This is a genomic window from Buchnera aphidicola (Chaetogeoica yunlongensis) (assembly GCA_039829965.1).
Classification (GTDB): domain Bacteria; phylum Pseudomonadota; class Gammaproteobacteria; order Enterobacterales; family Enterobacteriaceae; genus Buchnera_B; species Buchnera_B aphidicola_BA.
In genome coordinates, this window is the sequence record CP139909.1 from 475,951 (window position 1) to 492,184 (window position 16,234).

12 protein-coding genes, 2 tRNA genes and 2 rRNA genes are annotated in these 16,234 nt (G+C 26.2%); 8 read left to right on the plus strand and 8 right to left on the minus strand.

Features of this window, described 5'->3' with window-relative positions; genetic code table 11:
• The first annotated feature begins 107 nt into the window (after positions 1-107).
• The 4 genes from dnaX (at position 108) to UAR70_02115 (ending at position 4,479) form a co-directional block, all read left to right on the plus strand.
• Positions 108-1,214: a DNA polymerase III subunit gamma/tau gene (gene dnaX, locus UAR70_02100; GenBank protein XBC39650.1), complete on the plus strand. Its 1,107-nt coding sequence runs from the start codon at positions 108-110 to the stop codon at positions 1,212-1,214.
• Positions 1,215-1,438: 224 nt separating this feature from the next.
• Positions 1,439-1,774: a YbaB/EbfC family nucleoid-associated protein gene (locus tag UAR70_02105; protein ID XBC39651.1), complete on the plus strand. Its 336-nt coding sequence runs from the start codon at positions 1,439-1,441 to the stop codon at positions 1,772-1,774.
• A gap of 106 nt (positions 1,775-1,880) precedes the next feature.
• Positions 1,881-3,788: a molecular chaperone HtpG gene (gene htpG, locus UAR70_02110; protein XBC39995.1), complete on the plus strand. Its 1,908-nt coding sequence runs from the start codon at positions 1,881-1,883 to the stop codon at positions 3,786-3,788.
• Between the two features lie 28 nt (positions 3,789-3,816).
• Positions 3,817-4,479, plus strand: a complete 663-nt coding sequence (locus UAR70_02115; GenBank protein XBC39652.1) for a nucleoside monophosphate kinase — start codon at positions 3,817-3,819, stop codon at positions 4,477-4,479.
• Between the two features lie 12 nt (positions 4,480-4,491).
• Here the strand turns inward: UAR70_02115 and UAR70_02120 are convergent.
• Positions 4,492-4,565: transfer RNA gene (locus UAR70_02120), tRNA-Arg, on the minus strand.
• 120 nt (positions 4,566-4,685) lie between these two features.
• Between UAR70_02120 and folD the strand changes: the two genes are divergently transcribed.
• Positions 4,686-5,546, plus strand: coding sequence for a bifunctional methylenetetrahydrofolate dehydrogenase/methenyltetrahydrofolate cyclohydrolase FolD (gene folD, locus UAR70_02125; GenBank protein ID XBC39653.1), 861 nt, complete (start codon positions 4,686-4,688; stop codon positions 5,544-5,546).
• 30 nt (positions 5,547-5,576) lie between these two features.
• On the opposite strand, the gene cysS is transcribed toward folD, so the two are convergent.
• Positions 5,577-6,977 carry a cysteine--tRNA ligase gene (gene cysS / locus UAR70_02130; protein ID XBC39654.1) on the minus strand — a complete coding sequence of 467 codons (1,401 nt, stop codon included), beginning with the start codon at positions 6,975-6,977 and terminating at the stop codon, positions 5,577-5,579.
• Between the two features lie 404 nt (positions 6,978-7,381).
• Here cysS and ybeD point away from each other — a divergent pair, with 404 nt between their 5' ends.
• Entirely contained in the window at positions 7,382-7,651 is a 270-nt protein-coding gene (ybeD, locus tag UAR70_02135) for a DUF493 family protein YbeD (protein XBC39655.1), read from the plus strand.
• A gap of 110 nt (positions 7,652-7,761) precedes the next feature.
• On the opposite strand, the gene cspE is transcribed toward ybeD, so the two are convergent.
• From cspE to aroE, 5 genes are all read right to left on the minus strand, one after another.
• Positions 7,762-7,971 carry a transcription antiterminator/RNA stability regulator CspE gene (gene cspE / locus UAR70_02140; GenBank protein ID XBC39656.1) on the minus strand — a complete coding sequence of 70 codons (210 nt, stop codon included), beginning with the start codon at positions 7,969-7,971 and terminating at the stop codon, positions 7,762-7,764.
• A 262-nt stretch (positions 7,972-8,233) separates the two neighbouring features.
• A 5S ribosomal RNA gene (gene rrf / locus UAR70_02145) occupies positions 8,234-8,349 on the minus strand.
• Between the two features lie 102 nt (positions 8,350-8,451).
• Positions 8,452-11,415 (minus strand): 23S ribosomal RNA (locus UAR70_02150).
• A gap of 167 nt (positions 11,416-11,582) precedes the next feature.
• A tRNA-Glu gene (locus UAR70_02155) sits at positions 11,583-11,655 on the minus strand.
• A 174-nt stretch (positions 11,656-11,829) separates the two neighbouring features.
• Positions 11,830-12,663 (minus strand): shikimate dehydrogenase, encoded by an 834-nt coding sequence (aroE, locus tag UAR70_02160; GenBank protein ID XBC39657.1) that lies wholly within the window; start codon positions 12,661-12,663, stop codon positions 11,830-11,832.
• Positions 12,664-13,296: 633 nt separating this feature from the next.
• On the opposite strand from aroE, the gene def reads away from it, so the two are divergent.
• Both def and fmt read left to right on the plus strand, forming a co-directional pair.
• Positions 13,297-13,803 (plus strand): peptide deformylase, encoded by a 507-nt coding sequence (gene def / locus UAR70_02165; protein ID XBC39658.1) that lies wholly within the window; start codon positions 13,297-13,299, stop codon positions 13,801-13,803.
• Positions 13,793-14,761, plus strand: a complete 969-nt coding sequence (gene fmt / locus UAR70_02170; GenBank protein XBC39659.1) for a methionyl-tRNA formyltransferase — start codon at positions 13,793-13,795, stop codon at positions 14,759-14,761. Before def ends, fmt begins: the two co-directional genes overlap by 11 nt.
• 1,074 nt (positions 14,762-15,835) lie before the next feature.
• On the opposite strand, the gene rplQ is transcribed toward fmt, so the two are convergent.
• Positions 15,836-16,225, minus strand: a complete 390-nt coding sequence (rplQ, locus tag UAR70_02175; GenBank protein XBC39660.1) for a 50S ribosomal protein L17 — start codon at positions 16,223-16,225, stop codon at positions 15,836-15,838.
• Positions 16,226-16,234: the final 9 nt, after the last annotated feature.

Here is a 16,234-nt window from a genome sequence, read left to right on the forward strand (position 1 = left end):
TTAATTGTATATAATTATATATACTTCTAAACATCTTCTTTATTAAAAAATTTTGTGATAAAATAAATTCTTTAAATTTAACATTTTAATCCAATAACTTATAAACTATGCATTATCAAATTTTAGCTAGAAAATGGAGACCTCAATTATTTAAAGACGTAATTGGGCAAAAATATATTGTTACTGCTATATCTAATAGTTTAATATTAAATAGAATACATCATTCTTGGTTATTCTATGGTATGCAAGGAACAGGAAAAACTACTCTCGCAAGACTATTAGCAAAAAGCTTAAATTGCAAACTAAAAATATCTCCTAATCCATGTAGAAAATGTTCTAATTGTCTAGAAATTGAACAAGGAAATTTTATTGATTTACATGAAATAGACGGTGCATCTAAAACTAAAGTAGAAGATATTAAAGAATTATTAGAAAATATTCCATATCGACCTACCAAAGGAAGATTTAAAATTTATTTAATTGATGAAGTACATATGTTATCACGACATAGTTTTAACGCTTTATTAAAAACTATAGAAGAACCACCTAAACATATTAAATTTATTTTAGCAACTACAAACTTAAAAAAAATACCAGATTCCATTCTTTCACGCTGTTTATATTTTCAATTAAAACCTATTAACTTTAAAAAAATTTTTTTACATATATCAAATATATTAAATCAAGAAAATATCTTATATGAAAAAAAAGCTATAATGTTAATATCTCAACATGCTAATGGTAGCCTAAGAGAAGCCATCACACTAATAGAACAAATAATTTCTATTAGTAATAATAATATTACTGAAAAAATAGTCAAATGTACTCTAAATATATCAAATAATGATATAATTTTAGAAATTTTTATGACTATAATTAATCAAAATATAAAAACATTTTCACTATTATTAGATAAAATCTCTACATCAAATATTAATTGGGAAAATATATTAATAGAAATATTAAAAGCTTTACATTATATTTCAATGTTTCAAATAAACCCTGAAATAAAATCTCAATCTTTCTATTCTAAAAAAAATACAAAACAAATAGAGGAAATTTCAAACTCATTAAACCATCAAAGTATCTATTCATATTACAAAATTGCTTTACAAGGAAAAAAAGAACTATCCATAACTCCAAATCAAAAAATGAGTGTAGAAATGACATTATTAAGAATGCTTAATTTAAACACCACATTATTACACGCATAAACCATACATAAAATTAAAACCATTAAACATTAAATAATTTTACTAAAATATCAATCTAAAAAATGATAAAAATAAACTAATACTATTAGCTATCACTCAATATATATTTATATAAACACTTCTTTTATAATATATAGTTTTAATTTACAAGCTAAAGTACTATTCAATTATCAATTATAAATTTTTTGCAATAATATTTTAAATAAATAAAAAAAGGATTGTATATGTTTTCAAAAGATGGGTTAAAAAATTTGATGCAACACGCACAACAAATACAAGAAAAAATGAAAAAAGCACAACAAGAAATATCCGATATAGAAGTTATCGGAAAATCTGGAGCAGGAATAGTACAAATTACTTTATTAGGTTCTCATTATTGTAGAAAAATAGAAATAGACAAAAATTTTATTTTAGAAAATGATAAAGAAATACTAGAAGATTTAATAGCAGCAGCATTTAATGATGCAGTAAGAAAAATTTCTGAACTTCAAAAACAAAAAATGTCATCTGTATCCTCGGGAATAAAATTATCTAACGAAGATACAAATCTACCTTTTTAATAAAAAAACATGCATTATAAAAAATAGTAAAAATGTTAATTAAAACATTTATAAAATTTAACTACAAAATTTAAACTTAATTTAGTTATGGTAATAAAATATGAATATACAAAAAAAACAAACATATACTTTTAAATCAGAAACAAAAGAATTACTACATTTAATGATTCATTCTCTTTATTCAAATAAAGAAATATTTTTAAGAGAACTAATATCTAATTCTTCAGATGCAATTGATAAACTTAAATTCAAAGCAATTACATCACAAAAATTATACGAAAATAATTTTAATTTGTACATAAGAATCATGGTTGATAAAAACAATAACACTTTAAAAATTATTGACAATGGAATAGGTATGAAATATGAAGAAGTAATTAATAACTTAGGTACAATAGCAAAATCTGGAACAAAAAAATTTTTAAAATCTTTAGAAAAAATAAAACAAACAAAAAATAATCTTATTGGTCAATTTGGTGTTGGTTTTTATTCCTCTTTTATTGTATCTAAAAAAGTTTCTGTAAAAACTAGATTTGCCGGGCTAAATAAAGAAGAAGGTGTACTGTGGACGTCAGATGGTAAAGGAGAATATGAAGTTAGTAAAATTACTAAAGAAGAAAGAGGCACTGAAATTACATTACATTTAAATGAAGAAAACAAAGAATTTTTAGAAGAATGGAAAATACAAACTATAGTTAGTAAATATTCTGATCACATTTCTATTCCTATAGAATTAAACACATACAATGAAAAAGAAAAAACATTTTCTTGGGAAAAAATTAATCAAGCAATCGCTTTATGGACAAAACCAAAATCTGAAATTACAGAAAATGATTATAAAAACTTCTATAAAAAACTAACACATGATTCTAACGATCCATTAACCTGGACACATAATAAAGTTGAAGGTACACAAGAATACACCATTCTATTATTCATTCCTTCAAAATCTACTTGGGATATCTGGAATAGAGAAAATAAACATGGAATAAAATTATATGTAAAACGTATATATATCATGGACGAAGCAGAACAATTTTTACCAAACTATTTAAGATTCGTAAAAGGAATTATAGATTCTAATGATTTACCTTTAAATATTTCTAGAGAAATACTACAAAATAATAAATTAATTCAAAATCTTAAAAAATCACTTACAAAAAAAGTATTACAGACAATTAACTATTTAAGTAAAGATATTACTATATACCAAAAATTTTGGAATGAATTTGGACTAATTTTAAAAGAAGGACCAGCTGAAGATTTAGAAAATAAAAATACAATTTCGAATTTACTAAGATTTTCTTCTATGCTAAGTAATACTCCAAATCAAACAATGTCTTTAGAAGAATATGTATCAAACATGAAAAAAAATCAAGAAAAAATCTATTATATAACGTCTGATAATTATACTTCAGCTATTAGTAGTCCGCATTTAGAATTTTTCAAAGAAAAGAATATAGATGTATTAATTTTATCTGATAAAATAGATGAATGGATGATGAATTATTTAATTGAATATAATGGAAAAAAATTTCAATCAGTGAGTAAAGATGATCAATCTATTGAAAAACTAAATAATAATACTGATACTACTCACACCAAAAAAACTGTTTCTAATAGTAATATGAACGAGTTTCTAAACAAAATTAAAAAAACATTAGGAGATAAAATTAAAGATGTAAGAACTACATATAAACTAAAAAATACACCATCCATAGTAATTACTGATGCAAATGATATGAGTACCCAAATGGCAAAATTATTTTCAGCTGCTGGACAAAAAATTCCAAAAATAAAATACATTTTAGAAATTAATCCTAATCATCCTCTAATAACAAAAATACAAAATACAAAAAACCAACACGAACTTAAAAACTGGATTTATTTACTCTTTGAACAAGCTTTACTTGCCGAAAAAAATACATTAGAAAACCCAAATAAATTTATATCTAGAATAAATAATTTTTTAATAAATTGTAAAACAAATTTTATAACAACACCTAAAAAATAAAAATATTAAATATTTTTAAGGATAAAAAATGAAGATTGTTTTACTAGGAGCACCTGGAACAGGAAAAGGAACACAAGCACAATTTATTGCAAATAAATATAAACTCTCAATTATTTCTACTGGAAATATATTAAGAAACGAAATCAAAAAAAAAACAAATCTAGGATTTAAAATTGAAGAATTTATTATAAAAGGAAAACTAGTTCAAAATTCTATAATTATGGAAATTATAAAAAATGAACTGACTCAAAAAAAATATAAAAATGGATTTATTTTAGATGGATTTCCTAGAACTATTGAACAAGCTGAATACTTAAAAAGGAACAAAACTATAATAAATTATGTTTTTGAATTTAAACTATCTGAAGAAAAAATATTACAAAGAATAAAAAAAAGAAAAATAGATGCTATAACAGGATTAACTTATAATAAAAAAATTTTCAACAAAAATAATTTTCAAGCTAATAATCTAATAAGTAGATCAGATGACCGAGAAGAAATAATAAAAAAAAGACTAACAGAATATAAAAAATATATTGTTTCTTTAAAAAATTTTTACATGCAAGAAAGTAATAATTACAATCTCTTATATTATGAAATAAATAGTGAAAATAAAATTGAAATAATAAACCAAAAAATACAAAATTATTTAGAAAATAAAAATATTAATTATAAATGTAAAACTTATTAAAAATAAATAAATTGCGCTCTATAGGATTCGAACCTATGACCTACGGCTTAGAAGGCCGTTGCTCTATCCAACTGAGCTAAGAGCGCAAATATACACATATTATATTTTTAATTTACGTATACTACTGTGTTAATATAATACCATTAATTTAATAAAAATAAATTACTTTTAACTAAATTTTAATAAAATAATTTTTACGCTTAAATATGAAATCAAAAATATTAAATGGGCAATATATTGCAAATAAATTACAATTAAAAATTTCAAAAAAAGTTCAATCTAAACTAAAAATAGGAAAAAGACCCCCTGGACTAGCTATAATTTTAATAGGATCTAATTTAGCATCACAAATTTATGTTTCAAAAAAACTTGAAGTATGTAAAAAAATAGGATTTATATCACAACTTTGGAAATTTTCAAATTTAGTCAAAGAATCAAAAATTTTAAATCTTATTGAAAAATTAAACAAAGATTCTACAATAGATGGAATATTGATACAATTACCAATTCCAAAACATATAAATAAAAAAACTTTATTTAGCAGTATTAACCCAAATAAAGATGTTGATGGTTTTCACCCATATAATACAGGATTGTTATGTCAAAAAATACCATACTTAAGACCATGTACTCCATTAGGAATTATTACTCTACTTAAATATTATAAAATTAAGATTAAAGGATTACACGCTGTTATGATAGGAGCATCAAACATTGTAGGAAGACCTATGAGTATGGAATTGTTGCTATCAGGTTGTACTACTACAATTACACATAGATATACAAAAAAACTAAAAAAATTTACAAAACAAGCCGATCTAATAATTATAGCTATTGGACAAGCAAATTTTTTAACAAAAAAATGGATCAAAAAAGGAGCTATAATAATTGATGTCGGAATAAATAGATTGGATAACGGAAAAATTGTAGGAGACATAAATTTTAACTCAATCTATAAAAAAGCTTCATATCTAACTCCAGTTCCAGGAGGGGTTGGACCTATGACCGTAATCACATTATTAAAAAATACCTTAAAAGTTTATGAACAAAATTATTATAAAAAATAATATTTATAAAAAAATATCAATTTAACTTTTTTATTTTAAAGATCTCCAAATAGTTCCCAAATAAGTATCTTCTAATATTATTCCCATTTCTAATAATTCTTTTCGTATCTTATCAGATTGTTGCCAATCTTGACGATTTCTAGCATTAGTTCTTCTATCTATTAAAGAATTTATTACCTTAAGAATATCAATATTACCAATGAAAGTATTTTTTAAAAAACTATCCGGATGTTGAAATAATAAACCTAAAATATTACCTAATTCTACTAATATAAAAGCTAAAAAATTTGCTTTCGTTTTGTCTATTAATTTATATTTATTAATTTTTTTAGATAACTCTACTAATATTGATAACGCAACAGGAGTATTAAAATCGTTATTCAAAGCATTTAAAAAATCTATTTTATAATCACGATTCATTACTAAGTTAGTAATAGCGTTACTATCAGTATCTCGTAAAGACAAATATAATTTTTTTAATAATTCTCTAGAACGATATAAACCTTGATAACAAAAATTTAAGGGATGCCTATAATGTGTAGACAATAAAAAATAACGTATACTTTCTGAATCAAAAGAAAACAACAAATCCTTCAATAAAATAGTATTTCCTAAAGACTTAGACATTTTTTTATCATTTATAATTACTAAACCAGTATGCATCCAATATCTCGTAAAAAAATTTTTATTAATACATACAGATTGAGCTAATTCATTTTCATGATGTGGGAATAACAAATCTATACCTCCACCATGAATGTCTATTCTATCTTGAAATTCTAATATGCTCATAGATGAACATTCAATATGCCATCCAGGTCTTCCAGCGCCCCAAGGAGATTCCCAAGTTATAAAATCACTTTTTTTCTGTGCTTTCCATAACACAAAATCTAATGGATTCTGTTTTACATTTTTATTAGAAGATATACGTACAAAATGTTTTAGCTGATGTAACACTTGTTTAGACAACATTCCATAATCAGAATAACTATCTACTGAGAAAACTATATCTCCATTATATGCCACATATGCATATTTTTTTGCTAATAGAATAGAAATTTTTTTAATAATATCACTTATACATTCAGTAACACGAGGTTCACGATCAGGAGATAAAACATTTAATAAAGAAAAATCTCGATGCATATTAATAATCATTCTGTTAGATAAACTAAAACAACTTTCTTTATTTACTAAAGATTTTTTAATAATTTTATCATCAATATCCGTAATATTACGAACATATTTTAATTTATAACCTAAATAACGTAAATAACGTGCTACTATATCAAAAAATATTACAGTTCTACCATGACCAATATGACAGAAATCATAAACCGTCATACCACATACATACATCTTAATCATATTGTCTTGATGAACTATAAAATTCTCTTGCTTGCCAGTATAAGAATTAAAAATTTTTAACATAAAATATAACTTTAAAAAAGAAAAAATATTATTTCATAGTATAATAAATATTTAAATAATTAACATATATAATATTCAAAAACTATGATATTTTTTTAATTTATCATTAATATATAGATAAATATTAACAGTAAAAATCAAAAAAATATAACATCTTATTGAAACATAATCTATATTTTTCTTTAATACAAAATACTAATAATCTATTCATATTTTAATTTAATTTGTATTTATTAATACATTTCTTTGTATCTAAAAAAAATAAACCTCTATTTTAAAAATTTTTTAATATAAATATTAATCTAATCAATCCTCAACTACAAATGAATATTTATAAATGTATCTTTATTTATTAACAATATTAAAAATATTCTCTTATGTATCACACTAAAAAAAGGAAAAATATGAAAAAAAAAAGCAAACTTGAAAAAATGTTAAAATTTCCTTGTTTATTTACTTATAAAGTGATTGGATTAGCTCAACCAGAATTAGTTGATAAAATAATTAAAATTATTCAACGTAAACTACCTGGAGATTATATTCCTCAAATAAGATCTAGTAATAAAGGAAACTATCTATCTATTTCCATTACTATATGCGCACGTACTTTTGAAGAAATAGAAAGTCTTTACTATGATCTTGGAAATATTAACACAGTTAGAATGGTTTTATAAAACAATAAAAATTATTTACTATATATAAAATATTCATAATATGTAATGCAGCTTTATTACCATGCTGCATTACAAAATCAAAATATTTTTAAAATAGTTTTAATAAAAAATTATAAACTAATTACATTAGCCGCTGATGGGCCTTTTGCTCCTTCGGTAATTTCGAATTCAACACTTTGACCTTCTGACAAAGTTTTAAATCCGTTGCTTTGGATAGCTGAAAAATGAACAAATACATCTTTGCTTCCATCTTCAGGAGTAATGAAACCAAACCCTTTAGATTCATTAAACCACTTTACATTACCTTTAATCTTGGACATCTATAATTACCTTCACATAAAAAAATATATACTAAATTTTAAATTATTAGCTAATACAAAATTGTAAATTGTTTTTTATAAATAATTTACAATTAAAATCTTTAAATAAATACTACTATTTAAAAAAATATATTAACACATATCAATACTTAAATTGCAAAAAATACTTTTTTAAATATAAAATTATAATAAACTTAATATAAAAAAATTTTTATTTTTAATTAATATAAAAAAAAATCCGAAATAGTTTCGGATTTTTTTAACCTGGCAATGTCCTACTCTCACACAGGGAAGCCCCGCACTACCATCGGCGTTGAAATGTTTCACTTCTGAGTTCGGAATGGTTTCAGGTGGTACCATAACACTATTTTTACCAGGTCTTATATTCTTAAAAATGCAAATAACAAATAGTTTAAGAAAAATACATCGGATACAAGAATATTTTATTAAACATTTTTATTTAAACATCTCTGGTGTTGTAAGGTTAAGCCTCTCGGGTCATTAGTACTGGTTAGCTAAACATATTACTATGCGTACACATCCAGCCTATCAACGTCGTAGTCTTCAACGTCCCTTCAGTAAACTAAAAAAATAAGTTTCAGGGAAGACTAATCTTGGAGCAAGTTTCGTGCTTATATGCTTTCAGCTCTTATCTTTTCCGCATGTAGCTACCGGGCAATGCCATTGGCATGACAACCCGAACACCAGAGATGCGTCCACTTCGGTCCTCTCGTACTAGAAGTAGCCCTCCTCAATCTTCCTACGCCCACGGCAGATAGGGACCGAACTGTCTCACGACGTTCTAAACCCAGCTCGCGTACCACTTTAAATGGCGAACAGCCATACCCTTGGGACCTGCTTCAGCCCCAGGATGTGATGAGCCGACATCGAGGTGCCAAACACCGCCGTCGATATGAACTCTTGGGCGGTATCAGCCTGTTATCCCCGGAGTACCTTTTATTTGTTGAGCGATGGCCTTTCCATACAGAACCACCGGATCACTAAGACCTGCTTTCGCATCTGCTCGCATTATCATGCTCACAGTTAAACTGGCTTATGCCTTTGCACTAACCTTACGATTTCCAACCGTAATTAGCCAATCTTTGTACTCCTCCGTTACTCTTTGGGAGGAGACCGCCCCAGTCAAACTACCCACCAGACACTGTCTCTATACCGGATTACGGCACTAGGTTAGAAAATTAATTTTTAAAGGGTGGTATTTCAAGGTTGACTCAAATTAAACTAGCGTCTAATTTTCTCAGTCTCCCACCTATCCTACACATTGAAAACAAATTTTCAGTGTCAAGCTATAGTAAAGGTTCACGGGGTCTTTCCGTCTTGCCGCGGGTACACTGCATCTTCACAGCGATTTCAATTTCACTGAGTCTTGGGTGGAGACAGTCTGACCATCATTACGCCATTCGTGCAGGTCGGAACTTACCCGACAAGGAATTTCGCTACCTTAGGACCGTTATAGTTACGGCCGCCGTTTACCGGGGCTTCAGTCTAGAGCTTTAAGGATAATTAATGATTTTCCTTTAACTCCTTCGATTAACCTTCCGGCACCGGGCAGGCGTCACACCGTATACTTCCACTTTCGTGTTTGCACAGTGCTGTGTTTTTAATAAACAGTTGCAGCCAGCCATTATCTTAGACTAGATTTAGCTCATAAAAGTTAATTTTACTCACTTACTACTAGCGTGCCTTCTCCCGAAGTTACGGCACTATTTTGCCTAGTTCCTTCACCCAAGTTCTCTCAAACGCCTTAGTATTCTCTACTTAACTACCTGTGTCGGTTTGTAGTACGATTTAATATTATCTTAATAGCTTAGAGGCTTTTCCTGGAAGTATGGTATAGGTTACTTCATCATTATAATGATTCGTCTTCTCGCCTGGTATTAAAGAAGATCGGATTTACCTAATCTTCATACGTACACGATTAAACCAGGACAACCGTCGCCTGGATAACTTAACCTCCTTCGTCCCCCCTTCGCAATAATATTAAGCACAGGAATATTAACCTGTTGTCCATCGATTACGCCGTTTGGCCTCACCTTAGGAATCGGCTAACCCTGCCTCGATTAACGTTGGACAGGAAACCTTAGTATTTCGGCGAACAAGTTTTTCACCTGTTTTATCGTTACTCATGTCAGCATTCGCACTTCTGATACCTCCAACATATCTTACAATATATCTTCTCTGGCTTACAGAACGCTCCCCTACCCAATAAAAAAGTATAACAATTTTATTGTCGCAGCTTCGGTACATAATTTTAGCCCCGTTAAATCTTCCGCGCAAGCCGACTCGACCAGTGAGCTATTACGCTTTCTTTAAATGATGGCTGCTTCTAAGCCAACATCCTGGCTGTTTATGCCTTCTCACATCGTTTTCCACTTAATTATGATTTTGGGACCTTAGCTGGCGATCTGGGTTGTTTCCCTTTCCACAACGAACGTTAGCACCCGCTGTGTGTCTCCCATGATAACATTCTTCGGTATTCGGAGTTTGCATCGGATTGGTAAACCAGGATGGTTCCCTAGCCGAAACAGTGCTCTACCCCCAAAGATGAATTCATGAGGCGCTACCTAAATAGCTTTCGGGGAGAACCAGCTATCTCCCGGTTTGATTGGCCTTTCACCCCTAACCATAGGTCATCCGCTGATTTTTCAACATCAGTCGGTTCGGTCCTCCAGTTAGTTTTACCTAACCTTCAACCTGCCCGTGGCTAGATCACCGGGTTTCGGGTCTGTATCCTGAAACTAAAAAAAAATCGCCTATTTAGGACTCGGTTTCCCTTCGGCTCCCCTTATTTTCGGTTAACCTTGCTACAGAATACAAGTCGCTGACCCATTATACAAAAGGTACGCAGTCACTCTCTCTTTATAATAACAAAAAAAGCTCCTACTGCTTGTACGTACACGGTTTCAGGTTCTATTTCACTCCCCTTACCGGGGTTCTTTTCGCCTTTCCCTTACGGTACTAGTTCACTATCGGTCAGTCAGGAGTATTTAGCCTTAGAGGATGGTCCCCCCATCTTCAGACAAGATTTCTCGTGTCTCGCCCTACTTTTCGAACGTATAAATAAAATTGTTTTCGTATACAGGACTATCACCTTTTATTGTCATTTTTTCCAAAATGTTCTACTAACAACTTATATTATAACTATGTTCTAGGCTGTTCCCGTTTCGCTCGCCACTACTTAGGGAATCTCGTTTGATTTCTTTTCCTCAAGGTACTTAGATGTTTCAGTTCCCCTGGTTTGCTTTACTAACCTATGTATTCAGTTAAGTAATGATACTTCTAAAAAGTATCGGGTTTCCCCATTCGGAAATCACCGGTTTATAACGTCTCATATCAACTCACCGATGCTTTTCGCAGATTTGCACGTCCTTCATCGCCTCTGACTGCCAAGGCATTCACCATGTACGCTTTTTATGCTTAACCTCACAACCCACAGATGTTTATTGTAAAAGTTTAATATAATTTTTCTTGATTCCGAATTTTTAAAGAACATACTTTAATTTAACTACTGTTTAAATCAAAACAAAGGATAACATATTCATTAAATGAAGTACACAAATAAATAAAATTATTTTATTAAATTTATTCATTGTCCCCTAGGGGATTTGAACCCCTGTTGCCGCCGTGAAAGGGCAGTGTCCTAGACCTCTAGACGAAGGGGACATAATTAAAAAGTATGTACCCAAGTTTATATTAAAAATAAAAATTTTTTACTAATTCTATGTTACATAATGAAAAAAAAGAGTCAAGTTTTTTTTTTAAATTATAAAAATTAAATTAAATACTGAAAATATTTCTAAAATTTAATTTTATAATTTATTAAAAATACTAAATATGTTATTTTACTAAAATATTAATTACCTCATCAATATTAGGTAAAAAACCATACCATAAATAAAATGAATAAGCAGCTTGACTTACTAACATACCAATACCATTAGAAATACGAACTGCTCCATTCTCTAAACACCATAAAATGAAAGAAGTATTTTTATTTTTTTTTAAATAGTTTATGTCATAACAACATATATCTTTATTTATAAAACACTTAATTCTATCTAAATCAGGATTAAAATATAAATTTACTGTAGCGTTAATAATTAAATCAAAATGATAGTTTAATCTTAAATCATCATTAAAAATAGAAATAGAACCGATCTTATTCTTAAAGCATTCTAATAAACATTTCACTTTACTAATTGTTCTATTCACAATAACAATATTACAACCAAATGATAATAAAGTAAAAATTATCCCTCTAGCAGCTCCACCAGCGCCAATCAATAAAACATTATTACGAATTTTAGTAATAAAATTAATTCTACGTAAATCATAAAAAATACCTATTCCATCAGTATTATCTCCTAAGATCAAATTATTCTTTAATTTTTTAAATGTATTTACTGAACCAGACATTTTAGCTCTATCAGTTAAAACATGAGAAAAAAAGTATGCTTCTTCTTTAAATGGAACTGTTATATTGGCACCTTTACCATTATTCAAAAAAAAATCTATCATATAATTCTTAAATTCATTTAATGGAACTAATTTTGAACTATATTTATAACTAATTCCAGTTTGAATTGAAAATAATTTATGAATATATGGAGATTTAGTATGATAAATAGGATTTCCAAAAACATAAAAATCATCTTTAAATAATTCAACCATTTTTCATTAAATTTCCATTAATAATAATTAAAATTTTAAATAAACTATTTTTGTTTCTTTACTTTCCATATAATATTAAAATAGCAATTATACAGTTACTAAAAATATTTATATATACTGACATAATATGTCTAAAAAAATGTCAATACTAATAGATACCATAAATCGTACAGATAAATTATATAAACCATTAATGATTTTCTTTTTAAAAAATAAATTTTTATACAATTACAATTTAAAACTTTTCACACCATCCTTTTTTTATATCTCTATACTTTTATTTTAATAACTTAATTACTAAACTATTATCTTCAAAATTACAATCAAACTAATTCTAATAATATTAATTTTTTATCAAAAACTATAATAAATAAAAAATTTTATCTTAATTTTCTCATATATTCATATAATAAAATAGAAATTGATATCCAATATTTTACTAAAAAATTAAAACTTATTATCAGAAATTTACTATCTAATACAAAATATTAAACACAAAATAATTTTTATCAAATTTTATAAAAATATAATACATCTAACAAAATATTAATTTTAATTATTAATTAATATTAAATTACTTTATAATAAATATTATATAAAATAATTAACTAATGCTAAAACATTCAAATCACTATGTCAGTACTAAAAATATTAAAATATCCAGATTATCGTTTAAGAAAAATTGCAAAACCAATATCAAACATAAATAGTGATATACATAAGATCATTAAAGATATGTTTGATACAATGTATTTTTACAACGGAATTGGATTAGCTGCTACACAAGTAAATATCCCATTACAAATAATAGTAATGGATGTAATTCTTGAATCAACTAATCCTATTACATTAATCAATCCTAAAATTATAAAAAAACACGGAACCATTATCACTCAAGAAGGATGTCTATCAATACCGTATTATCAAGAAAAAATCACAAGAGCAAAAGAAATTACAGTTGACGCATTCAATTCAACAGGAAAAAAAATTAAAATACATACAAAAGAAAATTTTACATTATCTATTTGCATTCAACATGAAATCGATCATTTGCTAGGAAAACTATTTATAGATCATCTTTCAGATCTTAAAAAAAAACGATTTATTAAAAAAATAAACAAAAAAAAATATGATTCTTAAAAATTCAAAAACTTTAAACATCGTTTTTGCTGGAACAAACGATTTTTCAAAAAACCACTTAAAAGTACTTATAAAACAAACTAGTCATAAAATCTTAGGAATAATTACACAACCAGATAAACCCTATGGAAGAGGACAAAATGTCGTTTCTACACCAACAAAAATTTTAGCTAAAAAATTTAATATTCCTGTTTTTCAACCAATATCATTAAATACAACAGAATTTTATAATCAAATACTTAATCTTAATGCAGATATTATGATAGTAGTGTCTTATGGAAAAATTATTCCCCAAACTATACTAAAAATTTTTCCATTAGGGGGAATAAATATTCATACATCTTTATTACCCAAATGGCGAGGCCCATCACCAATACAATCTTCTATTCTATATGGAGATAAATTAACTGGAATTACCATCATAAAAATGAGCAAAAATATTGATACTGGAAATATAATCTATTCATCACCTTGTATTATTAAAAATACAGATACCTGTTCGACTTTACAAAAAAGATTACAAACATTAAGTTGTAAAATATTAACTAAAATACTAATAAAATTTTTAAATAACTCTTATTACTCCATTCATCAAAGTAAACTAACTAAATATTCAAAAAAAATTAAAAAAACAGATGCTAAATTACTTTGGTCAACAGATGCAATAAAATTAGAAAGATTAATAAGAGCATATAATCCATGGCCTATTTGTTATTTTACAATTAATAAAAAATTGTCCATTAAAGTATGGTCAGCCAATGTTATAAGTAATCTATCTCAATACAAATATAAAACTGGAGAAATAATTTTAATAAATAAATATGGAATACAAATTAAAACAAAAAAAAATATTTTAAACATCCAACAAGTACAATTACCTGGAAAAAAAATTATGCTTGCAAAAAACCTATGTCATCCTAAATATCCATGGTGTAAACCAGGAATTCAATTAAAATAAAAAATTCAAATAAAACACAATCTAAAAAAACTTCTAAATTTAATACAAAAACTTTATTTGTAATCACAAAAACTAAACTATCATAATATTCTAAAAATAGTATGATGCTAAATTTTTAAAATATCTTGATTTTTATAATAAAAAACACTATTTCTAATTCCTAATGATAAATGTAATACACTTATTTTGTTTTTAAATATAAAGACACATAAAGTATTCTATAACTAAAACTTCTAAAATCTCAATATTAAATCATGTAATAAAAACACCAAAAATTTCTATACCTCTAATATAAGATATTGTTAATAAAATAATCAAATATTCACAAAAATTTATTGAATTAATAACATTCGTTAAATCTATATATTCATCTTCTTTTACTATTACAAATATTATTTTGACTTTTAATTTTTTTAATGAATTAAATCAAAAATTTTACATTACTATAATAAAAAATTATTTTATAAAATACATCAATTTTATTTAAATATTTCATTAATATTTCTATGTTTTTATAAAATAATAAAATAACAAATACATCATCTAGTTCTAAGTTAATAAAAGAATAAAAATAATTATTTTTATAAAAAATAAAATACTCAACAAAAAAATTATCTCATTATACTAAATAGATTATCGCTATCACCAAAATAAGATTCCTAAATAGTCCTAAATCTCTTAATGCTCTAGAAGTACCACATATCTTAAAATCACTTTAAAATTATATTTATCTCAAAACTAAAAAATAAAAAAATCATTAATATCCATTAATTTCATATTTTTTTCAGTCACTAAACACTTAGCTAAATTTCTTCCAATATACCTAACATCTAAAATAATAATTTTTATAAAATATGCTTCTCTCTCGAATTGTAACGTTTTAATTAAATAATTCTATATCTAAAATTAATTATTTATATATCTTGTGTTATAACTTCATAATCCTAACTAATTCATTCTATACTAGAATACAAAATTATTTATATGACAAACAGAACGGCAAATAAATGCCGTTTGTTACTTTACAAAACAACATTTTATTTAAAATTAAAATAATAATAATAAATTATAACTTTATTTTAATAAATTTTTCGTTTTTTTATTTTTAAATCTATCCACTAATTGAACATAAGCCATTGGAGCATTATCTCCACTTCTAAAACCACACTTTAAAATTCTAGTATATCCACCACATCTATTTAAAAAATGAGGACCTAAATCTCTAAATAACTTAAAAACAATTTCATTATCACGAACTTTTGAAAAGATAAGACGACGATTTGACAAAGAATCTTTTTTCGAACAAGTAATCAAAGGCTCTGCGATACGACGCAACTCTTTTGCCTTAGATAACGTAGTTTTTATCATTTCATAACGAAATAATGAACATACTATATTTTTCAACATAGATTTTAAATGAGAATTACTTCTATTAAATCTACGACCAATCTTTCTATGCCTCATAACTTCTAG